The sequence below is a fragment of the Lewinellaceae bacterium genome (genome assembly GCA_020636105.1).
In the GTDB taxonomy this organism is placed as follows: Bacteria; Bacteroidota; Bacteroidia; order Chitinophagales; family Saprospiraceae; genus BCD1.
In genome coordinates, this window is record JACJYL010000001.1 from 2,712,812 (window position 1) to 2,736,990 (window position 24,179).

The window sequence follows — 24,179 nt, forward strand, 5'->3', positions numbered from 1 at the left end:
TAAAGTTATTCATGAAAAAAATTTCCATAGTAATCGTTTTATTGAGTACGGTGCTGTCACTTTCGGCCCAGGAACTCAATTGCAACGTTAAGATCAATACGCAGAAACTACAGACGGTGGATGCCAAAGTTTTTGAAACGCTGGAGCAAACCGTCAGAGAATTTTTGAATAATCAGAAATGGACTAACGACGTTTTTGAAACAGAGGAACGCATCAATTGTAACGTCGTGATCACCATCCAGGAAGAATCATCTCCAACCAGTTTCAAAGCGGATCTCGCTATACAGGCTTCACGGCCTATTTACAATGCCGATTCGGAAAGCCCGGTCTTCAACCACCTGGACAGGGATGTCGTTTTTGAATACCAGCAATTCGAGCCGCTGATTTACAGTAAGACTTCTTTCAACGGAAACCTTTCTTCCATCCTGGCTTTTTATGCCTATATCATCATCGGACTGGATTACGATTCTTTTTCTCCGATGGGAGGACAGGAATATTTTCAACTGGCCCAGGATGCCATAAATAATATTCCATCCAGCTCTACTCCAAGTCCATACAGTGGGTGGACCGCTTCCGAAAGCAATAAAAATCGCTATTGGCTGGCGGAGAACCTATTGTCGCCAAGGGTAAAGCCATTTAGACTGGCCATGTACCAATACCATCGCCAGGGTCTTGATCTGATGGCCAGTAATGCATCAGGAGGCCGGGCGGCCATTGCTTTGACTTTTGATGATATTGAAAAGGTCAACCAGGCTTATCCAAATTGTATGATTCTCCAGGTTTTTAATGCGACCAAAGCTTCTGAAATCATCGATATATTCCAAATAGCCTCCCCCGAGGAACAAAACAAAGTCATTCGGGTGATGTCAAGGGTGGATCCGTCTAATGCTTCGAAATACAGGAGGATTAAGTAATTTGGGGATCCAGGTACTCATTGAATTTGATTTAATAAGTGCCCGGGCTATCGATGGGCTCCATGTGCGGATGGTAAAATGGCCTCTTATGTGATCAAAAGACAATAATCAATTTGCTTAAGCTATGAAAAAAACTATCCTTCTTTTTACGATACTTTTGGTTTCTGTTTCGGTATGGGGGCAGATGGAAGATTTGCCAGCCACCATCAGTTGGGGGGAAGAGCTCAAAGAGCCTGCCAATACCTATATTGATAAGATCGTAAATTCCAATAGCTCAGGAATGATCACGGTAAGGCATAAGACAGGATTATTGGAAAATACGCCCAAAATTTATGTCGAACAATACGATGAAAAAATGAATTTGAAGCGTTCTGAAAAGATCGCTCTCGAATTCGACGGGAACAACCTCCAGTTTGAGGACCTGATTTATCTGAATGGGCAATTGTACCTGTTGACCAGTTACAACAACAAGGCCAAGGAAACCAGCTTCCTTTTTTATCAAACCCTTTCTTCCCGGTTCACCCCTTCCAATAAAATCAATAAAATCGCCGAAATCAATACGGGCAGCTGGCTTAAAGAAGGTTCTTATGATATTCAACTATCAAAAGACTCTTCGAAAGTTTTGGTTTACGGGCAACTGCCTTATAAGCGGAAAGACGCGGAAAGGTTTACCCTGAATGTTTTTGACAACAGTTTCAATCCTTTGTGGAACCGGGAGATCACCCTGCCCTACCCTGATGAATTATTGTCATTGGAAGCTTACCAAATAGATAATGAGGGGAATGTATATTTACTGGGCAAATTGTATTATGACCGCCTGAGAACGACCCGGAACGGCAAGCCCAATTACCACTATATCGTTTTGGCTTACACCAATGAAAGTCAGGAAGCCTCGGAATACAAAATTGATCTTCAGGACAAATTCATCACTGACCTCACGTTTAAAATCGGGAACGACGGCAACCTGGTTTGTGCCGGATTCTATTCCGAAAAATTGAGTTACAGCATGAAAGGCACCTGTTTTTTTGGCATCAACGCCAAAACAAAAGAAACCTTCAATATCCATCTAAAACCATTCGACTTTGAATTCCTGACCGAATACATGTCGGATGGCGCCAAACAGCGGGCAAAAAAAGCAGAAGAATCCGGCAATTCACGGAGGGCGCCAGAACTGTACCGGTATTCCCTGGATGACCTCATCCTGCGCAGTGACGGTGGAGCAGTGCTCATTGCGGAACAATATTATATCGAAACAAGAACCTACTACGACCGTTCAGGAATTAGCCATTCCATTTATTATTACAATTACAATGACATCATAGTCGTAAACATTCGCCCCGACGGCAGCATTGAATGGGCCACGCATATTCCCAAACGTCAGCAGACGCGGGATGATGGAGGCTATTATTCTTCCTATGCCAAGGCCGTCGTACGTGATAAAATATATTTCGTCTTCAACGACAACATCAGGAATTTTTCGGAAAAAGAAAACCGGAGAACCCGCAAAAGGATTTATTATTTTGATGGCCGAAATTCAGTGGTAGCCCTCGCTGAAATTTCAAAAGATGGTGAGCTCAATACCTGGCCGTTGTTTTCCAACAGGGATGCCAATATCATTACACGGCCTAAAATCTGTCATCAGACCGGCAGCAGGAAGATGGTCATTTATGGAGAAAGAGGCAAGCGATACCGGTTCGCGAATTTGTTTTTTGAGAAATGATAATAATTGGCGTTTTGCAGGAAAAGAATAGGGTGTTTTACCTCTGATCGACGGTGATCTGGCAGTTAAACCAAATAAGCTGGAAGCCATTTTATGCTTCCAAATAAAAAAAATGTAATACTTTCACCGTCGCAATGATTGTATCAATTTAAACACCTGCCATGAATTTTTTAGAATTTTTGAATTATGGAGCCATTGGCATCACCCTGGCCTTAGCTATTCTTTCCTACCGGTTACTATCCAAAGAACAGGACCAACAGCAAGTAAGAGAACCCATGTTGGGCTCTATCAGAAACTATATGGCTTTTACGCTGGTCATAGCGGTCCTTTTTGCCATCACTGAATTTATTGCCCCCTTGTTTTCTAATGATAAAACCGCTGAGAAGGTTGATAATTTATGGGTTAACCACGTTTTAAGATCTGAAATTAAAGACTCATCGTTTACTATAGACCAAAAAATTGCTCAAATTGGCAATCTCCTAAATTCAAATAATAGCTTTACTAATTCCGACCATGGCCCAATAGATACTTCAAAATTATGCGAAGTCATTCAGGATTCCCTGGAACATTACAAAAATGAACTGGCATTATGCAACAATGGAGGTTTTTACAAACAAATTGACCTTTTGAGTGAAACGATTGATAGTTATGTCAAAAAAGGAGAGGGAAGGTCGATCAATATTAGCTTTGAGCCGGAAAAAAAGGAAGATGTTTTCAGATCCCTGATTTTTATTTTCAGCTATTTAGGTGAAATCAGACAAGGAGACGGAACCAAAGGAGAGGATGGCAAACCTAATACAGAGAAAGTAAAAAAAATATATGCCAGGTTTAAAAGATCAAATTATAACCTGGCCGCTAAGGATTCAATAACCCTGCAGGATTACGAGGATAATAAGTATCATATTTTAAAGTCAGATTTAGCCCACATGGTTTTGCTGAAGTTAAAAATTGATGATTAGGAAAACCGTTAAGGAAAATAAAACATAAGTTCATCCCGAATTTTCAAAAACTGTCTGAAATAGAAATTTTTTGATTATTTGAAGTATTTTTTAAATGTAAAACCTGCCTGCAGACGCAGGAAGGCAGGTGTAAAACAAGGAATTTAAAACCTGCCTGCTGACGCAGGAAGGCGGGTGTAAAAGTGAGTGGGCAAAAGGTTTGGGTTTTGGAAAAAAGTCATTTTTTGTCGCAAAACACCTAACCCACGACCCAAACACTTCTAAATTTTGCGGTTACTTGTTTTAAATTTTGCGGTTTATTTCTTTTGTAAAAGAAAAATCCCGAATTTAATCTGATTAGATGAAATTCGGGATGACTCATGTTTTTATATTCTACACTAATCTTTAATTCCAATTATCCTCTATTCATTTACCACCAGTTCTGCATAATAACCGTCCTCTACGGTCTTCATGGTAAAGCCACGCTTCCTGAACATATGCAGCATGATGTGGTTTTCGAATAAAATACTGGCATATACTTTGTGAATGCCCCGGCCTGTAGCGATTTCGAGGATGTAGTCCAAAAACTTATTGCCTAATCCCTGGCTGTGCCATGGGTCGGCGATGACCACTGCAAATTCTGCCGCTTCATTATACTGATCGGAGATCAGTCGGCCGACGCCGGCCATTACTTTTCGGCCATCTTCATCCAATTCCGCGATGATAGCAATTTCCCGATCATAGTCGATCTGCGTATAGCGCACCAGTTGATCGTGGGAGATATCTTTGATCAGCTGGAAAAAGCGGAATCTCTGGGTTCTTTCCGAAAATTTGGTAAACATCTCTTTCTCCATCGCTTCATCCTCCGGTTTGATCGGCCGCAAAATGGCTTTTTCCCCGTTTTTAAGCGTGTACTCAGAAATATATTTTGACGGATAAGGAGAAATAACCAGATGCTTGTACCGGTGATTGGGATTCACTTCATTGCCATCGAGCACGACCTTTGCATCCAGCACTACGCCTCCATGTTCATCCACTCCAAACGGGTTGATATCAATCTCCTCAATTTCGGGAAAATCCATGAGGAGGTAGGCAAACTTGTACAACAGGAACTGTATGGCCGTAAGATCTGCTCCCGGCATTCCACGATATCCTTTGAGCAGCTTATAAATTTTGGTGTCCTCGATCATTCGTTCTGCCAGGGCCATATTCAATGGAGGCAAACCTACGGTAGTATCTTTAAAGACTTCCACAGCCACCCCTCCCATTCCGAATACGATGGTAGGGCCGAAAATCGGGTCTCTTTTGGCTCCGATGATCAGTTCATACCGCTTTTTCATCATTTGTTCCACAAAGATTCCTTTGATGTCTGCATCCGGAACCGCCGCAAGGGAAGATTCAAGAATCTCGTCAAAATAACGCCCGACATCTTCTCTTTTTTTGATATTCAGCACAACCCCACCGACATCCGTTTTGTGCAAAATGTCAGGAGAAGCGATCTTCATCACCACAGGATAACCGAGTTCATCGGCCAGTTGCATCGCTTCTTCTTTGGTAGCCGCCAATCCGTTCCTGATGACATTGATCTGGTAGTTGTCGAGAAACTGCTTGGCTTCAAACTCGGTCATAACTTTACGGCCGTCTGCCAATACATTTCTCATCAACTGGCGGTTCTCCTCAGTTTTGGGAAGGAAAGCACTTGGAATGACAGCCGGAGTCTGGTAGATCGTTTTTAGGTTTCGTTTGTAATCGTACATATACATGAAACACCTGACCGCGTTTTCCGGAATACTGTACACCGGAATGCTGTGTTGCTCAAGTACCTCCCTTCCTGCCTGCACATCATCGGCTCCCATCCAGGAAGCCAAAACGGTTTTTCGTTCTAAATTGGGGATGGTCACAATAGCCTCTGCAATGGCTTTGGAATCAGTCATGGCCTGGGGAGTCAGTATGATAAGAATTCCATCAACATTAGGATCATTGACACACACTTCAACCGCCTTTCTGTATTGTTCCGGTCCGGCATCCCCGAGTACGTCGATCGGGTTGTTATGGCTCCAGAAAGGAGAAAGGTGTCCGTTGAGCTCTTCAATGGTTTCCGGGGATAAAGTGGCCAGCTCCCCGCCCTTGGCGATGAGTAAATCTGTAGCGATGACCCCGGGTCCTCCCGCGTTGGTGATCATGGCCATTTTTTTACCGGAGGGTTTTTCCTGCATTGACAAGGACTGGGCGATATGGAACAATTCTCCTATCGTATCTACCCGGATGATACCTGCGCGTTTGAAGGCCGCATCAAAAACGAAATCGTTGCCGGCAAGGCTACCCGTGTGTGACATGGCCGCCTGGGCTCCTTCAGAGCTTTTTCCCGCCTTCAGGACGATGATGGGTTTGTTCCTTGCATAAGCCCTGGCCGCACTCAAAAACTTGCGTGCATCGATCAGCGATTCCATATAAATCACAATACTGGAAGTATAAGGGTCACTGCCAAAGTAATCGATCAGGTCATCAAAACTCACGTCGATCATGGAACCAATGGAAACGAAGTGGCTGAAACCCACATTCATCTTGATGGACCAGTCGAGGATGGCCGTACATAAGGCGCCACTTTGAGAGATGAAAGCGATCTTGCCGGGCAAGGCCATCTTATTGGCAAAACTGGCATTAAGTTTTATGGAAGGCCGTATAAATCCAAGGCAGTTGGGGCCGATCAGACGCATATTATATCGGCGAACGGTTTTTAGGATTTCTTTGGTCATCGCTCTGCCTTCTTCTCCTGCTTCGGCAAACCCGGCAGAGATCAGTACAATACCTGAAACGCCGGCCATACCACATTCTTCCACGAGTGCCAAAACGGTCTTGGCCGGTGTGGCTATGATGGCCAGATCAACCTGATCCGGAATTTCCTGAATACTTGAGTAGGTCTTTACGCCCAGGATATTATCCCGCTTAGGGTTGATAGGATACACAATCCCGTCAAAACCAGAACCAATAATGTTTCTGACCAATGAATGCCCCACGGCACCTTCGTGCGCAGAAGCTCCAATAATTGCTACCACTTTAGGGTTGAATAAACGCGTTAATTTTTTAGTAACCACTTTTTGTTCTTTTTTTGTTGTCAGCTAAATTTAGATAAAATGTAATGGATGAAACGGAAAACGGAAGCGATTTTTTCAAGCTCCTCTGTTTTCCTGCCCTGTTCATTACACAATCAATTCGGTTTTATTTAGCTACGGATGGTTTTGTGCTTAAAAACGCGACAAAGGTAAGTCCAATCCAAATAAACAAAAGGTGACTTTTAGCAAGATTAGGGTATGAGTTTTGCCACCCAAAAGAGGTTAAAGTTAACTTTTTTGTGGCGGCCTTCGGGTTTTACGTGCATAAACCAGGTCGCCAAAATACTCAAATCAATGCTTTTTTTGGAAAATTTCGCTAAAAAGGAAACTTTGTGCCGTTCCTACGGAACTTTGGTGCCCTCTTTCCAGCCGGAGACGCCTCGCCTCCGGCTGGAAGCTTTCATGCCTACGGCATTTTTTGAATTCCACCAATGCAGCATCGCAAGGTTTTTTGATTAATTAATCCAAGTGGCGATAAATCGGCAACTTGTCAATTAAAAAAAAGATAGCAACTGTAAATCACAAATTTGAAGATTGTAATTTGCAATTTGAACTTTTCACAAGTTGCATCACAACTTGGGTTTATTAGTGCAGTAGGCACGATACCTCTTTGAGGGAGACACCATCCCCAAAAAGAAAAAAAAGCAAGTGCCGTAGGCACGGTGCACGGTACCTTTCAAAACATCACCATTTTTTCAGGGAATTCGAAATTTTTTCCCTTACTGCTCCTTTATTCGCTGGAAAAAAGTCCAAAATGATGGATTAAAAACAAGTCCAAAACGAAGCCTTTTACTGTTAAAATCAGGGGGGAGAAGGACTACCACGATTTCCGAATGGGTGACAAAAATCATTCCTATTAAAATCTTTCGCTGTCGTTAGTCATTCTCTGGCACCTCAATAAGGCCTTAACTTTGAACCGATTTTTTAAGTAATAAATCCTTTAGAGATGCAACAAAACAAAGTCAAATACCCGGGGAAACGAATTACCACTGACGGGAACACCATTGTATCAGCGACTGAAGCACTCATCGTTGATGCCGGAGTTTTTTACCCTATTACTCCTTCCACACAAATGGGTGAGAATTTTCAATTATTATTTGCAAAAGGGGAATTAAATGCTTTTGGCAAAGCTTTGACCGCTATTGAAACCGAAGGAGAACACGCCGCTCAGGGTGGAGCCATTGCTTTATCCGTCACCGGTAAACGGGTGGTAAACTTCACTTCCGGACAAGGTATTGTCTATGGTTTGGAGCAATATTACCATGCCCCCGGCAAATTGAGTACTATGGTACTTGAGGTGGGCGCCAGAGCACTGACCAAACACGCCTTAAATGTTCACTGTGGTCATGATGACTTTTATGCTGCTATGGATACCGGCTGGATCATGCTTTTTGCCAAAAATGCCCAACAGGCAGCTGACCAGTCCATTATATTAAGAAAGGTCACTGAATTAAGCCTGAATCCAGGATTGAACTCCCAGGATGGATTTCTTACCACTCACCTGGAAAGAACCTTCCGCATGCCGGAAGCAGCCTTAATCCGTGAATTCCTTGGCGCTCCGGAAGACATCATCGAATGTCCGACTGAAGCTCAGAAAACATTATTCGGACCAAAAAGAAGAAGAGTTCCTGCAGGGATTGACCTGGAGAACCCAATGTTGCTGGGTCCTGTTCAAAACCAGGAACACTATATGAATGGTGTGGCTGCCCGTCGTAATAATTTCTCTGAACCTATTGGGGATTTTTTACGTGATGCCTATAAAGAATTTGGAGAACTGACCGGAAGAAAATACGGAATGATCTCTCAATACAATTGTGAAAATGCTGAAACAGTATTCGTAGCCCTCGGTAGCGCGGCAGAAAATATTGAAGCAGTCATTGATTATCTGAAAGAAACAAGAGGCGTGGATGTTGGGGTCATCCACATCAACGTCATTCGTCCTTTCCCTGAAAAAGAAATCATCGAAGCTTTGAGAGGCAAGAAAGAAGTTATCGTGCTGGAAAGAACAGACGAATCCCTCTCAGGAAGTAACCCACTGACCCGAGAGATCAAACTCGCCCTGAGGAAAGCAGAAAGTAATTTTAGAAAAAATGCTTACGAAGGCTTAGGAGCCATTGATCCGGCAAACGAAAAACCACACGTCTTGTCAGGAAGTTACGGATTGGGATCCAGAGATTTCCGTCCGGAAGCCATCATCGGAGCCTATGATTTTGCAGAAGGTCGCCTGGCTCGTAAAGATGGCAAAACCATCAATGATGGCGTACGCTTTTTCTACCTTGGCATCGATCACCCTTACAACGTCGAATCAGACGAAAAACCATCAGGGCTTCCTAAAGACTCTATCGCAGTCCGTTTCCACTCCATCGGAGGATGGGGAATGATCACTACCGGTAAAAACCTGGGCAGCATTTTAGGTGATCTTTCGAGTTATGTGGCCAAAAGGGATAACCTTTATGAAGAAACCGGCGAACTCAAGGAAGTCGTCAACCTCAGCGCGAACCCAAAATACGGTTCCGAGAAAAAGGGAGCGCCTACCAATTACTTCCTCGTCGCCGCACCGGAACGTGTCCGGGTGAATTGCGACTTGCGCCACGTTAATGTAGTGCTTTGCTCTGACCCGAAAATATTCCTGCATACCGATCCACTGGATGGATTGACCGATGGAGGAGCCTTTATCTGGGAAAGTGCCGAAAGCGATCCTCAAAAAGTATGGGAACGCATCCCTACAAAATATCGTCAGGAACTCATCGATAAAAACATAAAACTATACGCCCTCAACGGGTTTGATATTGCCAAAAAGGCTACCGACCGTGAAGAACTGCAAACCAGGATGCAGGGTAATGCCTTCCTCGGAGCATTCTTCAAGGTTTCCCCATTCCTCGATCATTACAATATCCCGGCACAGGAATTCCTGGATACCGTTCACGAACAGTATAAGAAGAAATTCGGCCGTTTTGGAGACGATGTTGTAGCTTCCAATATGGATGTAATGAACGCAGGGTTTACCAAAGTTTTTGAAGTACCTGTTGGCGAGATGAATGCCAAAGACAATTCAGCATTCAGTCTGGAAGGCATCCTGCCTTGCTCCGTCAACCTCCACCTGGACGCCATTCCAGAATCCACTAAGGCACCGATGTTCAAGATGTCTACCTTTGACGCAGAATTCCGCGCCGGGTTAGGATATAATCAACCATCTAGTCCTTTGGCTTCCGTTGGTATGGTAGCTTCCGGAACAGGAGCGACAGCCAGTAAGTATGTCGCCCGTCGCCAGGTGCCTATTTTTATAGAAGAAAACTGTACCCAGTGTATGGAATGTATCACCATTTGTCCGGATACAGCCATGCCTAATACAACTCAATCGGTAGCCACTTATATACTTGCAGCGGCTAACCACTATGTTTCAGATGAAAAGGTGAGAGCGCAAATCATCAGCCATATTCCGGAAATCGAGCCCGCTATTAGGGAAGAAATGCTGGAATACGCCAACGCCAAGGATATTCATGGCGACGGCGATGGAAAGGCTAAATTTGCCAACATCGTGACCCATCACCTGAGAAGCCTACAGGATCCATTGATTACTGAAGATGCTATTTACCAGATGCACCAGATCCTCGACATCCTGCCCCTGGCATTCCTCAACACTAAAGCGATATTTAGTGGCCTGGAGAAAAAAGAATCTGGCGCAGGGGGTATATTCTCCATCTTCATTTCCGACTTATGTAAAGGATGTGGCGCTTGTGTCGAAGCTTGCGGAAAACATGAAGCCCTGCAAATGGTTCCGGAATCCGAAGAGATGCACGCAGTCATGACCTCTACCAGCCAATTCCTGAATTTCTTGCCGGATACTCCGCAAAAATACCTGGGAATATATGATTCAGAACATCCTCAGGATTCTAAGGCTGCAGCCTTGAAAAATCACCTCATGGTTCAGTCCGTATACAATGCATTGGTAGCAGGGGATGGAGCTTGTGCAGGTTGCGGTGAAAAATCTGTTTTACGCTCGACTTCCACATTGACCGAAGCGTTGATGCGTCCGATTTTCCATAAAAAAGCGGAACGACTGAGAGGTAAAATGAATCTCTTGTTAGAGAATGGACTGGATGCTCTGGCCGATCTTAAAAAGCGGGACGAAAAGGCTTATCATATTTTTAAAACAACCGTACTGCATATCCTGATGGGTTATGGCGCGGAAAATTTGGAAGCCACTGAAGCCAGGATTGCCGCTGAATTTAAGGGCGGAGATGCCGAAGTACTCCAGGGATTGATCAATGCCATCAATTATGATGCGGACAAGCACGATTCTGTTCAGACTATTGAAGACTGGAAACCCAAAGGAATGTCTGTCATGGCCATGACGGCCCATACCGGATGTAACTCCGTTTACGGATCTACCCCTCCGAACAATCCTCACCCATATCCATGGATGAACAGCCTGTTCCAGGATGGTACTACAATCGGATGGTTAGTGGGTGAAGGCTTCATGAGAGACCACGCCTTGTTATCCGTCATTCCGGAACGCCTTGCCGATACAGTCATTTCAGGTTTTGAAAATGGTTTCACTGAAAATGATTTCTTCTATTACAACCACTTCACCGATACTTTAATGACGGACAACGAGATCCTCGAGTTGCCTAAAGTATGGGCCATCGGTGGAGACGGTGCAATTGGAGACATCGGTTTCCAGAACACTTCCAAAGTGGTGCTTCAAAACCGGCCAAACGTCAAAATTTTGATGCTTGACACCCAGGTTTATTCCAATACGGGTGGACAGAATTCCGATTCTTCTCCTATGCCGGGTGGTTTTGACTTCAACCAGTTTGGCCCGGCTACCGAGGGTAAACTGACCGAAATGAAATCTGTGGGCGAATCCTTTATGGGGGGACACGGTTCTCCTTTCTTAGCCAGGGTTTCCATGGCCAATACCGGGACCTTCTACAAAGCATTACTCGATGGACTGACCTACCGGGGAACGGCTTACTTTGAAGCGTATACCACTTGCCAACCTGAGCATGGTGTAGCCGATAGCGGCGCACAGGTACAGGCACAACTCGTTCGTGACAGCCGTGGATTGACAGAGTTTGTTTTCAATCCTTCCGATGGGGAAAGTTACCATGACATTCTCAACATCAAAGGGAATCCAAACTACAATTTCGACTGGTTCGAACGCCGTCATGCGATCACTAAAGAGAAATATACGTTCACCGTCGCACACTGGGCCATTACGGAAGCACGCTTTAGAAGACACCACAAAAAGGTAAAAAAAGAAGCTACTGAAGGTTTGGTATTACTGGAAGATAAACTGAAACTCATCACCCAGGATGACATCACCCATCGCCGTTATCTCGATCCAACGCATCGGGCTTACGTGGAAGATTTTGGTGTTTACCTGAGAGATTTTGATGAAGCCGGAAAGGAAAAATATCATACCCTTTCCCGTCAGATGGTACTCTTTACCGTAGAACGCCGTAAAGCATGGCGTATGCTGCAAAGTAAAGCAGGGATCATTAACCAGGATTATATCGCGCAGAAAGAGTTGCTTAAAGAACTCGACAGCGTAGTGACAGTTTAATAATAGAGTGCAATTAAATAAATGATCACACCCCGGCAGCGATGTTTGTCGGGGTGTTTTTTTTTGCAAGGCAGGAGTCTTTTGAAATTGTCCAGTTCAAAACTTAAAATACTACCGCTATTATCGCAAATCGTACATTCTTAATCTCCCGCTTTATTTAGAAGCTATTGCGATGTATTTTTTCAATTCGGTAGGTTTTTCTGCTTGTTTAATTAAAAAATCTGCTAAATCGGCTCGATTTATTCCCCCAATGTTTATGCCTTTAAACAGTTTTGTTTCTACTCGATATTTTTCGGTCAATGGTTCATCCAATAATCTTCCCGGCCTTACTATTATCCATTTCATTTGGGAACCGGAAATGATATTTTCCAATTTTGTTTTGTCGGCATAAACGTCCTTTAAAAAGTAATTCAAAAACATTTTTACAAACCACGACACATAGTTTTTACTTTCGCCGGCCCCAAAACCGGTCACGAAAATAAAAGGAACGTCTATTTTGTTTTCTTTTTGAACTTCCACCAGGAGTTTCGCAAAATCAGAAAATAGCGAAGTGGCTTTCATATTCTTTCCCGTTCCTAATGTTACGATTACTGCTTCGGCATCCTGAATGGCCTTTAATAAATCCGATTTGTTGGTCGCGTTACCAATGACCGATCTAAAAGAATGTTTCTCCTGTATCTGAATTGCCGATCGAGAAAGCGTGGTTACTTCATGGTTGCGCTGCAAGGCTCTTTTTACCGTTTCGAGGCCAAGGCCCGCAGAAGCTCCAATGATTGATATATTCATTTTAAGGGTATTTTATCTCGTTTAAGCAATTAAAGCAAAGTTACTTAGGAACATCCCGGCCATTTTATCCACCTTTCTCAACTTCCAGTTCTAAAACCTTTGGCGAATTTTTCACCTATACTATTTTCAAAAATCGTCGTTTCAAACGGTCCTATTCCCTTGTTTTGATGTAGTGTATGATTTCAATAAACCTGCTGGCTCAAACAATGTAGCGTCCCAAATCCCCAGATCAGATCTATAGCATTGATACCGATGATTTGCCGGTCAGGAAAACAAGTGGCCAGGATATTGAGCGCAATCCGGTCATTAGGATCATTGAAAGTAGGAACTAAAACGGCCCCGTTGATGATCAGGAAATTGGCATAACTCGGGGGAATCCGAATGTCTTCAAACATCAGTTTTTGCGGCATCGGCAATTCAATGATATTGGGAGATCTTCCATCTTCGAGATGGGCCGCCTGCAAGCGTTTAAGGTTATCCTGCAGCGGTTGGTAGTTGGCATCCTTCCGATCGGATTCTACGACCGTGACGATGGTATCGGCATTGACAAACCGGCACAAATCATCAATATGCCCATGCGTATCATCTCCCTGGATGCCATTGCCCAGCCAGATCACGTTGGTTACCCCCAGGTATTCGGCAAAGACCGCTTCGTAATCAGCCTTTGTAAATCCCTGGTTGCGCACCTGGATCGAGGGATGTAACAAACACTCCTCGGAGGTCAGTAAAGTTCCTTTCCCGTTGACATCTATGGCGCCCCCTTCCAGCACCACCTTTTTCCCCTGGTAAGTGGCAACGGTCATCGGAATACCTAAAAACCCGGCCACCGTGGCAGGAACATTTCTGTCCAAATGATAATTAGGATATTTTGCCCAGCCATTAAAATTAAAGTTGATGGCTTCCTGTTTATGTTTTCCGGTTTCGACGATGATGGGGCCCGAATCCCGCATCCAGCTCCGGTTGGTTTTTTGCAAAATATAGTGTACCTGTTTCGTATCCACATGCGCCCGTTCGAGCATCGCCCCTACCCTGTTTTGCAATGCCTCGTTCGCCACCACAAGAAACACTTTTTCAAACTGGGCCACTTTTTTGATAAACTCCACCAATGCCCACTGGATGGCCTGGTACTTTCCGGGCCAGTCGTTTCCATTGTGCGGAAAACACAACAAAATACCTTTTTGCTTTTCCCATTCAGCGGGAAATCTTCGTTTTGTTTGGCTCATATCAGCGTTTAGTCTAAAGAAAATAATTTAAGGGAACGCGAAACGAATGTATGCTATTGGTCTATCGCTCTTTTGGTGATCTCTCCATAGGCATCAATCCTTCTGTCTCTGAAAAATGGCCAGTTTTGCCTGACATTTTCCAGCAAATCCAGATCTACCTCTGCCATCAGGATTTCTTCCTGGTCGTGTGATGCCTGTGCCAGTATTTCTCCCTGCGGGCCCGCAATAAAGGAGGCTCCCCAAAACTGAAGTCCGTCGGTATTGGGCAAATATTGTTCCAGACCAATCCTGTTGGCCGCCGCAACATAAATGCCATTGGCCACCGCATGGCCTTTCATGACATTCATCCATGCACCATATTGGTTCGCTCCATAGGCTTCTTTTTCCGCCGGATGCCAGCCAATGGCCGTAGGATAGAACAACACTTCGGCTCCCTGTAAAGCCGTCAAACGGGCAGCCTCAGGGTACCATTGGTCCCAGCAGATGAGTGTCCCTATTTTTCCTTTCTGAGTGCGGATGGTTTTAAATCCCAGATCGCCAGGAGTGAAATAAAATTTCTCGTAAAAATGCGGATCATCGGGAATGTGCATTTTTCGGTACAATCCGGCTTCCGTTCCGTCCACATCTATGATGTAAGCACTGTTGTGATAAATCCCCTGCATTCTTTTTTCGAAAAATGGCACAATGATGACCACGTTTAATGCTTTGGCGAGTGCACTGAATGCCTTAAAAGAGGTACTGTACAACGGTTCCGCCAGGGCGAAATTTTCGACATCTTCGCTTTGGCAAAAATAATGACTGCTGTATAACTCCGGCAGACAAATCACTTCTGCGCCCTGACCGGCTGCTTTTTCCACCCAGGCGGTACATTTTTTTAAATTGTTTTCCGGAATGTCGTTAAGGTTGAGTTGTACGACGGCAATGTTGTATTTTTTCTTCATCAGATGTTGTTATGCTGTTCCGTTTATTGGTAAAAGTCAACTTTAAAAGTACTATGAAAATCGGATGAAATAACATCCTAAAGTATTAAATGTGTTTTTCAGCCTGACTGGTTATGGGTTCTTCATTCCAAACTGTAACCTTTTTTGTTTCAATCATCATTATTCATCCAATCGTTTTACGGTATCCTTTCTCAACATAAGCATAGGCAGTCCGGCACCTACCGTAATGGAGATCAATACAAAAAGCATGGTAAATCCATTGGTAAAAATGGAATCGATTAAAAGTAACCGCTTGTCAGGATCTTCCACTATGAATAAAAAATTCATAACAGATACAACGGTTTTATAAGCAAAGAATCCGGGGATCATGGGAATTACCGGAGGAATCGAGAATACAACCGGAGTTTGGTGTATTTTATGGGCCAAAGGAATACCGACAATCCCTACAAAAAAAGAAGCCAGAAAGGTCGCGGGAACCACATGGATATTAAGGTGGATCAATAAAAACTTGATAAAGCCGGCGCCGGCACCCAATAAAAAGACCGTATAAATGGTGTTTTTGGGAATGTTGAACAGGATACCAAATCCTACGGCTGCCATACCGGACCAAACGGACGCTTCCAGCAATTTAATGATAATATCTGTCATCTTATTTTCAGGTGAAACAGGTACAAATTAAGAAATAACCCCAATGCCATAGCGAGAACGATCATTAAACCCGTCGTAAATCTTACCACACCATTCACAATATGACCATCCAGCAGATCGGTAAACGAATTGATCAGGGGAACCCCCGGAACCAAGAAAAGGATCGAAGTCATCAAAGCGGTCTGCGGATTGGAGCCAATATTAAATACCATGCCCATGGAGGCACAGGCAGAGGCAACAAAGGAGCCCAGAAATATTCTGATGTACAGATTGTAACTAAGCTTATGGGTTTCCTGGAAAAGGAATAAGCCAATGAGCGTACTGATAAAAGCCACCAGCATATTTAAATAATCGCCATCAAAAAGATTGCAAAAACCTGCTCCGGCCAAACTGACCGCAATGAGGACGATCCACCTGGGATATCTCTTTAGTGTTTTTATGCGCTCAATCTCTTCGGCGATCTGTTCTAAATTCCATTGGTCGCTTATAGCTGTCCAGCTGGCCTTGCTAATGGAAGATATTATAAAGAAATTTATCAAATAGGGAGGTATATTTTTTACCCGAGTACAGCTTAGGTCCGTTTTCTCATCATACAGGGTCATGATAATGGATTTGTGGGTAATCTGGCTTGAAGTCTTAAGGTTTAACACCGAGGCAAACCTGTCGATACTCGTTTCGACCCTGTGGGTATTAGCCCCGGCAACCATAAGGAGGGAGGAAATTTCCAACAGTAAATTAGCAGTTTCTATAAGTTTTGGCCGGTTATCCATAGGGTGATGCTCAACTCTTTAAAAGGATGCAAATTTAGGCTTTTCTATTCAAAGATTGGAATACTTGAGGTCAATATCCTCATCATCAGTTAGCCTATCAGGTACTCAAACAGCTACTGCTGGATTAAAAGAAACGCCTGTAAATATTTAACTCATCGTTTAGACATTATATAGTTAAACGGCTTGAAGTCGAATATTAACTTTAATAACTGATCATGAAAATTCGGCCATTTTTATATTCCTTTTAGTACCGCTCGCCCACTGTTTTTGAGGGCATAGATGCTTCAATAACCGCCAGGTCTGCCTGGGTTAGTTCCACATTATAGGCCCCTAAATTCTCTTCAAGGCGATGGACTTTTCTCGTGCCTGGAATGGTGGTGATTTCATCGTTTTGGCTCAGCACCCAGGCAAGGGCTACTTGTGCTTTGGACACTCCTTTGCTTTGCGCCATTTGATCGACAATTTCTACAAACCTGAGGTTTTCTTTGATCGCTGCTTCCGTGAAACGGGGATTACCAAGCCGGAAATCTCCTGCTTCCAGATCAGCACGGCTTTTAATCGCTCCGGTCAAAAAACCTCGTCCCAGCGGGCTGTATGCCACAAAGGTGATACCGAGCTCTTTACAAACATCAAAAAGGGCTTGTTCTGGTTCACGGCTCCATAAGGAATATTCAGTTTGAAGGGCGGTAATGGGATGAACGGCGTGGGCCCGACGCAGCGTTTCGGCATCAACTTCGGAAAGGCCGATGTATTTCACCTTACCTTGTTTGACCAGATCAGCCATGGTGCCGACAATTTCCTCAATTTCCACGTTGGGATCTTTTCGGTGCATATAATACAAATCAATGGCCTCAATACCCAAATGCTGAAGACTTTGGTCACAAGCCTTCCTGATATATTCCGGCTTTCCGTTGAGCCCGAGAAATTCTCCATTGGGGCCCCGCATCACGGCAAATTTGGTGGCTAAAATCACTTCATCCCAACGCCCCTTGAACGCCTTTCCCAATAATCGTTCATTCGCTCCCCAGCCATACATATCGGCCGTGTCAAAAAAATTGACTCCCAGATCAATTGCTTTATGCAAGGTTCTAATGGATTCTTTCTCATCAAAAGCCCCGTAAAACTCTGACATACCCATGCAGCCAAGGCCAATTCTGTTTACATGGAGGGTACTGTGTCCTAATGTTGTTGTTTGTTGCATTTTACTTGTATTTAAACATTCACCTTGCAAAGCTGAAAATCTTTTACTGAATGTCATATCTGTCAACATCCTCTCCTTCACAAAATCCACTTCTTGGTGTTGTCTCGTCTTCTAAAAATAATCAATCCTCATTCAATCCGTCAGCTCATACGCCTGAGTTGCATAACATGATGCATTGAACCGTACTACCGCGGATGAAAGGTAAACACCGGCACATCCACCCCAAAACCGATAAAAAACCGTTTGGAATTTAAGCTGATGACATCATCATTCAACGTCCGGTATTGTGGCCCAAAATGCGCTCCGGCTCCTATATAAAACGGCGATTTCATCAGGTTCCACTGTAACTGGAAACCGGGTTTGAAGACATTTTTAAAATTGATGGTACTTTGCCCTATCGCTTTTGGAGCCAGCCGGTAGGAAAACAATCCACCGAGGTCGATCAGGGAAAGGAACAAAGAGAAGGATTGGGGTTTCTTTTTTCCGACCACCCGGCTGAAAGCAAATCCAAACGGCATGGTAGGTGCCAGGCTGATGAATTGATCCTCTTTTTCGAGGACTCCGCCAGACCATGTTTCAGAACCGATATTGGCCCCGAGGAAAGCATTGAGGCCCACCGTCGTTTTATTGACCCGCTTGGTCTTTGAACTTCCTTTTTCGTCCGCGATCTGGTCGAGCAGATCCTTGACCTGTTCCGACTGCCTCGCATCGATCATTCCTGCGATAAAGTTACCGTATTTTTTAAGGTAGTCAATGGCCAAGGTTCGTTTTTCAACAATGGAATCTGCTCCCACTTTCAGGCTTTCATAATCCAAAGCGGTAAACAAACGGATCAGGCTGCTCACGGCCCTGCCGTGGTCTTTGATGTTGACAAAATATATGAAATTCAAAGCATCGGTAGAAATTTCAGGGACATTTTTCATGCCGGGCCATTGCTCTTTGAGGGGTTTGAAAGTACCTATAGTACCTGGTTGAACGACCAATGGAAGTTCAAGCAAACGATTAAGTGTATTTACCGCAAAAGAGGCTTTGTTAAAAAAGGCCAGCGAATCTGTTCGTCCCAAACTATCCGGAAGATTGAACGCGGGTAAATCCTTTAAATCACCAATAGTCAGTTGCGTGAATTTAGCAAGGCCTCCGGGATTGATGGGTCCAGTTTCGCTAACGCCGGACATTTTTTGCGACAAGAGTCCAAGGAATATATCCTGTTTTTGGCCGCCATCCAGCACACCAGCCAGTTGATCCTTGGTGAGCCACATCTGTTCTTTATCGGTATTTTCCGTACGCAGGCCATACAACAAATAGGTCATCATCTCCGTCGACTGCAATACAGGTTTGGCATTATTCCTGGCCGCACTGGTGTAAGGGGCAAACTTGGCATCCACGTCACACAATTGTAGATCAAGTTTTTTTAACAAATCGCTAAGTTCCTCGATTGCCGACAAAATATAGCCATAAGGAATGGAAGTCATATTCCTTTCCGTCAGGTAAAGCTGAAGGGGGCTTGGAAAAAAGAAGGTGGGATTTTTTTCCCTGAGTTTCTTGTCCAGGGCCACCAATCTTTCTTCGACCTGGGCCAGATGGATGCGTTTGCGCTGAAGTTTCAATTGATCAATATTGGCCTCCGGATCCGTAAACATCATCATGATATAATCGGGATCATTATCAATTAAGCTGAATGCATCTGTGTTTGCCAGATTTGCCAGCAGGCTGAAAGCCAGATTTTGATCGTGATTAAGCCCAACGCTATCCATCCAGAATTGTTTGTCAGCTCTAATGGTATCGAATAAGCGGCTTCTATTGTCTTCCACTTCCTGGATCGCATTTTGCAGGGCATCCAGGGTGTCGATGGCTTCGCCCCAGTTGTCCACGGCATTTTTAAAGGCTACCAAATCTTTTTGCCAATTCTGAAAAATACCTGCAATGGATTGGTCATTATACCAGGTACCACTCAGTTTTCTGGACAATTCAAGCCCTGCAGCTCTCCACTGAATGGTTGTTTTTTCTTCGCTAAAAAATTTATCGTAACCCTGTATGGTATTGAACCCGGCAATATAGGTGGAATCCAGTTCGCCTTTCAGCAAAGAAGGCAGCAGAAACAAATCATACTCAACATCTTCGTTGGCTTCTCCCAACAGTACTTTTATACTGTATTCCGGGCGATCGAGAAAATCGTTGCCCTGGGGTGCATGTTCAGCTTCAGGAAAACGTTGTTCCAAATCACTTAACTTAGCATTTATTTCAGCCTCCGCATTCGATAAATAGAGGTAAGCTTGCTTCATTTTGTTTTTCACGGAATCTGAAAGGGCGATCAATTCATCATACTCAGGTGAACCCACCGCTTTTTCTGCCAGCTCCAGGTTGGTTTCTTTGGAAGATTCTTCATAACTATCGTATATATAGCGATGGGTAACCGGGAAGATTTCATCTATTGTAGCGTCCTGCTGTGCCATGCCGATCATGCTGTAAATGGTAAGCATATTGTAAGCAACCGGATTACCCTGCAAGGGTTTGAAGTAATCGTCTTCAAGCATCAAGAGCGGTAACCGGATCGTCAGCTTTTGGATGTCTTCATAAAATGCCTGCCGCAATCTTTCCACGTAGGTATTGGAATAATTAAACTCCTGCACAGCAAATTGCTGCACCACGGTAGGAAACAAGGCAATCAGGTCAGGACTTTGCTCAGTGACCATATCGTTCAGGTAATTGATCACGATCTCATCCTTGGCCCGGTCGAGCACAAATTTGAACATCCCCTGGATAATTGCGGCTTCGGAAAGCAAAAACCCGTTCCTGACATTTGCATTACTGATCTGTGCTGCGTTGCTGATGGCCATCGGCTGAGGCACCGGCGGAATGGCATACCTTTCCAGGGTTTTTGATACGGAGAGATAATCAGCCGGAGAGACCGCATCTTTGGCGTATAACCTTTCGAGGATCTTGCTGCGTGGCCCTTGTCCGATTTGTTCTGAATAAAATTTCATTTTTTCTGAAAATGACTCCGGAATAGAATCCCGGAGCGGAAAAGCTTGCTTTTGAATCAGGTTGTTAAGCAGATCATTATCTTTATATTTATCCAGGAGGTCCGGCCAATTACCCGGGATCATAGGTTTCCCCGGAACGGATTCATGGTAATTAAACAAAATCGCCAATGCTTTGGCAGAGGAGTCATCCACCAGGGAATCCAGTTTTTCCAGTGCTTCCGAACGAAGTTTTAACAGTCCTCCTATATCTGCCTGCAAGGCGCCTTCATCTGAAATATCATAGGCTGAACGATTGGCTAAACCATTGATCCGGGAATTTTTCGTGAGCAAATCGGCGATCAGGTCATTGGTGTTAAACGCCCCCATGAGATCCTGTGCCGTAAAAGTTCCACTGGTATCTCCCCGAAAAGTACGATCGTAACTTCGCAATACCCGTTCTATCCCGATAGATGCTTTGTCATCGACCTCGGCCTTGTATTTATCCTTATTATTTAAAATATCAAGTGCCTGAAGCAGGTTTTCGGTATCCTCCAACAAACTTTGAGCAGACATTCCAACGGTAATCAGTAAAAAAGATATAAGGTAAATTATTTTTTTTCCGAACATAAGGTATTGGTTTAAAAGTCTTTCCTTTCCAAGTGGAAAAAAGATGATCATTGAAGTGCCTTAAATATTAAACAGCGGGTAATTTAGTTTTGATAAAGTCGCTAAATCCTTTGTATAAGGCAATAAAAACAGGAACGGCCACGGCAGCTTTAATCAATTCGCCATACCTGGTGATGAGAATGACATCGGTTTGGCTCGATTCAATAATATTACCGTTTAAGGCCAGTCGATATGCAGCTGCCCGAGTATTATGCTCTTCATCAATTTTCGTAAACTGGTCGTTTTGGCTCAGGTCTTGTCCATGATTTTTAAAATACGTTTCCCTGCCGGCTATCCTTTGGTGGGTAAGTCTGAGGGCATCGAGCGTTTTCGTATTCCAATCGGAAGGCAACATACCGGCAATCGCTGCCAAAGGCTTTTTAAGGATTTCTTCTTTTAAAAGTTTAAGCAGATCGCGGGTAACCTTGAGAAAATTATCCAGATCAGAAGGATCTGCAACACCCACTTTCAAAATGAGGTTCATTATTTCGGTTTGATCATAGGTGAGTTGCTGGCTCCAGACGGCCGGATTATCAAATTGGCCATAAACGGACTTCAATTCACCCTGTATGGCAACCACATCCGTGTGATCTTGTCCAAAATTTTCTTTGACAACTTCGAATTTTTGACGGCAGATGAGTTTTGCGTCATGCAAAACGGTTTTGAATTGTTCGTTATCAGGCATAATAGAGTAGTGTTAGGTTGTTTAACTAGATGTTCTAACCCGCAATATAAGATTTTAAACATTATAAATTTGGCTGAGCGTCAAAAAAAAAATGGAGTCCCTTCTAAATGAGTTAGTTATATCTGCCTTAACCAGAACATAGTTTTAATAAATACTTGAACTTACTGGTTCAATACAAAAACCTCCCATTTAATGTTATTTTTTTGTGGCGGTAAAAGTCCCGTTTGGCTGTATAAACTTCACCTGCTTGATGTTCCCGTCATCCCCTTCCACAAACTCTAAATTGTATCCTTCCAGGATTTTGATAGTGAACTTGTGTTTCCCCGTAGCCAGCAATTCATACTCCGGCTGGCCGGGGACGAAAGCGTATAACACCTTTTCATTTTTGATGTAAATTTTGATGGTGGTACCGGCCAGCTCATATTCCCCTGCATATTGCTCCAGTTGCCCTGAAGCCACCTCGATGGTTTTCGGGGTACGCTTAAATTTCATCGCATCAAGAGTAGGTTCAACCGGGATGGTTACCCCGTCGATATCCCCGGCGGTATTGGTGGTAAAACTCAGCAAAACGGGAGACTTTGTGGTATCAATTACCCCGTCCTCAATATTGTGTGGCTGAAAAACATCGTAGTGATAATGTTCCAGATAATTACTGTCCAGTGGAAATTTGGCAAAAAGAGAATCCCTTACCAATACCAGCTCAAAACTTCCATACCCCGGATGGGAATAAATGCCGGCATATTCAATCAACTGGTGGGACGGTTTGGTCCCTTTTTTCTGATTGGATGAAGAGGATGCTTCGGCTTCCTTTTGGCTTTTCATGGCCTTATCGTATTGTTCCCGGATATCCTTATTCCAATCTACTGCGGACAAACCAAGGATTTTATCCGCCAGGATATTCCTGACTACAGACGGCACAGAAGAGCCATTCTGGTTGACCAAAACAATGATGCCGATGCTGTCGCTTGGGAAAAAACACGTATTGGCTGAAAACCCGTCGATGTTGCCCCCGTGCTCCACCCGGTAATGGCCACGATAGGAAGAAAGAAACCACCCGTAGCCGTAAGTAGCCATGTGCAGATCAGGGTTTTCCTTTCCGGGCAAGCCGGCGCCCACCACCATCTGCGAGCTCATAGCCTCGGAAACATAAGGGGTCGGAAGGATAGATTCATCATTGTAATGGCCGCCGTAGATCCAGGTTTGTACCCATTTGGCCATCTCATTGACACTGCTGTTGATGCTACCCGCAGGAGCCATGCCGCGGATACGGTAGTAATCCATTTTTTTGATGGTGCCATCTTCTTTGGTTTCGTACCCGAGGGCAACATTTTTGCTCTTTTCCAGTTCGACAATGGATAAATTGGAGCGCTCCATGCCCAGTGGTTTGAATATCCTTTCCCGCACATTATCCTCCCAGCTTTTACCGGTGACCTCTTCTGCAATCACTCCCTGGGCCATGAACATAAAATTGTTGTAATACCATTGCTCCCGCACCTCCGCGAAAGGCTCCTGGTATTGGATCCTTTGGATCAGGGAATCCCTCGAATCCGTTGGAAACAGATACCAGGAAAAGTCATGTCGCGGCAGTCCCGTACGGTGGCACATCATATCTTTTACTTTGATGTTGTTGTCCATCTCCTGATTGAAAAATTTCAACTTCGGGATATAGGTGCGCGGACTTTCGTTAAAATCAACTTCCCCATCCTCTCTCAGTTGACCAAGAAGGGAAGAGGTGAATGCCTTGGTACAACTGCCAATGGCGAACAAGGTATTGGCATCAGCCGGTACTTTGTTTTCATAATCACTGTATCCAAATCCTTTGGCATAAATGATTTTATTTTTTTCGACGACAGCCACGGCAAAACCGGGTGTTTTCCACGTTTCCAGCACTTCCTGTAATGCTTTATCAATGCCGGCAAGCCGTTTTTCCTGTTTTTGACCAAATAAAAGGGTCACGAAAAAGATCATACTAAGGGTGAAAATTATTTCTCTCATGATTTTTGCTGGTTACTGGTTACTTGAGGTGACATCTTCGCCGGGCA

15 protein-coding genes are annotated in these 24,179 nt (G+C 44.1%); 5 read left to right on the forward strand and 10 right to left on the reverse strand.

All coding sequences use genetic code 11. The features are described 5' to 3' along the window. Positions 1-11: 11 nt before the first annotated feature. From H6571_10220 to H6571_10230, 3 genes are all read left to right on the forward strand, one after another. On the forward strand, positions 12-914 hold the full coding sequence (locus tag H6571_10220; GenBank protein ID MCB9324098.1) for a DUF4835 family protein: 903 nt from the start codon (positions 12-14) through the stop codon (positions 912-914). A gap of 124 nt (positions 915-1,038) precedes the next feature. Next, positions 1,039-2,634, forward strand: a complete 1,596-nt coding sequence (locus H6571_10225; protein MCB9324099.1) for a hypothetical protein — start codon at positions 1,039-1,041, stop codon at positions 2,632-2,634. Between the two features lie 161 nt (positions 2,635-2,795). Continuing rightward, a complete protein-coding gene (locus H6571_10230) occupies positions 2,796-3,593 on the forward strand; it encodes a hypothetical protein (GenBank protein MCB9324100.1) in 798 nt (265 codons plus the stop codon). A 401-nt stretch (positions 3,594-3,994) separates the two neighbouring features. Here the strand turns inward: H6571_10230 and H6571_10235 are convergent, their stop codons facing one another. Further along, entirely contained in the window at positions 3,995-6,691 is a 2,697-nt protein-coding gene (locus tag H6571_10235) for a bifunctional acetate--CoA ligase family protein/GNAT family N-acetyltransferase (GenBank protein ID MCB9324101.1), read from the reverse strand. 288 nt (positions 6,692-6,979) lie between these two features. Here H6571_10235 and H6571_10240 point away from each other — a divergent pair, with 288 nt between their 5' ends. Further along, positions 6,980-7,144 carry a hypothetical protein gene (locus H6571_10240; GenBank protein MCB9324102.1) on the forward strand — a complete coding sequence of 55 codons (165 nt, stop codon included), beginning with the start codon at positions 6,980-6,982 and terminating at the stop codon, positions 7,142-7,144. A gap of 487 nt (positions 7,145-7,631) precedes the next feature. Beyond that, positions 7,632-12,254, forward strand: coding sequence for a 2-oxoacid:acceptor oxidoreductase family protein (locus tag H6571_10245; GenBank protein ID MCB9324103.1), 4,623 nt, complete (start codon positions 7,632-7,634; stop codon positions 12,252-12,254). A 153-nt stretch (positions 12,255-12,407) separates the two neighbouring features. On the opposite strand, the gene H6571_10250 is transcribed toward H6571_10245, so the two are convergent. From H6571_10250 to H6571_10290, 9 genes are all read right to left on the reverse strand, one after another. Then, positions 12,408-13,040 (reverse strand): NAD(P)H-binding protein, encoded by a 633-nt coding sequence (locus tag H6571_10250; protein ID MCB9324104.1) that lies wholly within the window; start codon positions 13,038-13,040, stop codon positions 12,408-12,410. Between the two features lie 182 nt (positions 13,041-13,222). After that, entirely contained in the window at positions 13,223-14,263 is a 1,041-nt protein-coding gene (locus tag H6571_10255) for an agmatine deiminase family protein (protein MCB9324105.1), read from the reverse strand. A 53-nt stretch (positions 14,264-14,316) separates the two neighbouring features. Further along, complete coding sequence (locus H6571_10260) at positions 14,317-15,204, reverse strand: carbon-nitrogen hydrolase (protein ID MCB9324106.1); 888 nt, start codon at positions 15,202-15,204, stop codon at positions 14,317-14,319. 159 nt (positions 15,205-15,363) lie between these two features. Then, complete coding sequence (locus H6571_10265) at positions 15,364-15,852, reverse strand: threonine/serine exporter family protein (GenBank protein ID MCB9324107.1); 489 nt, start codon at positions 15,850-15,852, stop codon at positions 15,364-15,366. After that, positions 15,849-16,580 (reverse strand): threonine/serine exporter family protein, encoded by a 732-nt coding sequence (locus tag H6571_10270; protein MCB9324108.1) that lies wholly within the window; start codon positions 16,578-16,580, stop codon positions 15,849-15,851. The genes H6571_10265 and H6571_10270 overlap by 4 nt, the downstream gene beginning before the upstream one ends. A 286-nt stretch (positions 16,581-16,866) precedes the next feature. Continuing rightward, a complete protein-coding gene (locus H6571_10275) occupies positions 16,867-17,823 on the reverse strand; it encodes an aldo/keto reductase (protein MCB9324109.1) in 957 nt (318 codons plus the stop codon). A gap of 185 nt (positions 17,824-18,008) precedes the next feature. Continuing rightward, the gene (locus H6571_10280; protein ID MCB9324110.1) at positions 18,009-21,413 is read right to left on the reverse strand and encodes a hypothetical protein; all 3,405 of its coding nucleotides are present in this window, start codon (positions 21,411-21,413) and stop codon (positions 18,009-18,011) included. Between the two features lie 67 nt (positions 21,414-21,480). Further along, positions 21,481-22,137, reverse strand: a complete 657-nt coding sequence (locus H6571_10285; protein ID MCB9324111.1) for a hypothetical protein — start codon at positions 22,135-22,137, stop codon at positions 21,481-21,483. Positions 22,138-22,332: 195 nt separating this feature from the next. Next, entirely contained in the window at positions 22,333-24,132 is a 1,800-nt protein-coding gene (locus H6571_10290) for a serine hydrolase (protein ID MCB9324112.1), read from the reverse strand. Positions 24,133-24,179 lie beyond the last annotated feature (47 nt).

Excerpts from the sequence above, each read along its gene's own strand:
- H6571_10225 (MCB9324099.1), top strand. The coding sequence starts at position 1,039 with ATGAAAAAAACTATCCTTCTTTTTACGATACTTTTGGTTTCTGTTTCG.
- H6571_10275 (MCB9324109.1), bottom strand. The coding sequence starts at position 17,823 with ATGCAACAAACAACAACATTAGGACACAGTACCCTCCATGTAAACAGA.
- H6571_10255 (MCB9324105.1), bottom strand. The coding sequence starts at position 14,263 with ATGAGCCAAACAAAACGAAGATTTCCCGCTGAATGGGAAAAGCAAAAA.
- H6571_10250 (MCB9324104.1), bottom strand. The coding sequence starts at position 13,040 with ATGAATATATCAATCATTGGAGCTTCTGCGGGCCTTGGCCTCGAAACG.
- H6571_10260 (MCB9324106.1), bottom strand. The coding sequence starts at position 15,204 with ATGAAGAAAAAATACAACATTGCCGTCGTACAACTCAACCTTAACGAC.
- H6571_10240 (MCB9324102.1), top strand. The coding sequence starts at position 6,980 with ATGCTTTTTTTGGAAAATTTCGCTAAAAAGGAAACTTTGTGCCGTTCC.
- H6571_10285 (MCB9324111.1), bottom strand. The coding sequence starts at position 22,137 with ATGCCTGATAACGAACAATTCAAAACCGTTTTGCATGACGCAAAACTC.
- H6571_10245 (MCB9324103.1), top strand. The coding sequence starts at position 7,632 with ATGCAACAAAACAAAGTCAAATACCCGGGGAAACGAATTACCACTGAC.
- H6571_10265 (MCB9324107.1), bottom strand. The coding sequence starts at position 15,852 with ATGACAGATATTATCATTAAATTGCTGGAAGCGTCCGTTTGGTCCGGT.
- H6571_10290 (MCB9324112.1), bottom strand. The coding sequence starts at position 24,132 with ATGAGAGAAATAATTTTCACCCTTAGTATGATCTTTTTCGTGACCCTT.
- H6571_10220 (MCB9324098.1), top strand. The coding sequence starts at position 12 with ATGAAAAAAATTTCCATAGTAATCGTTTTATTGAGTACGGTGCTGTCA.
- H6571_10280 (MCB9324110.1), bottom strand. The coding sequence starts at position 21,413 with ATGTTCGGAAAAAAAATAATTTACCTTATATCTTTTTTACTGATTACC.
- H6571_10230 (MCB9324100.1), top strand. The coding sequence starts at position 2,796 with ATGAATTTTTTAGAATTTTTGAATTATGGAGCCATTGGCATCACCCTG.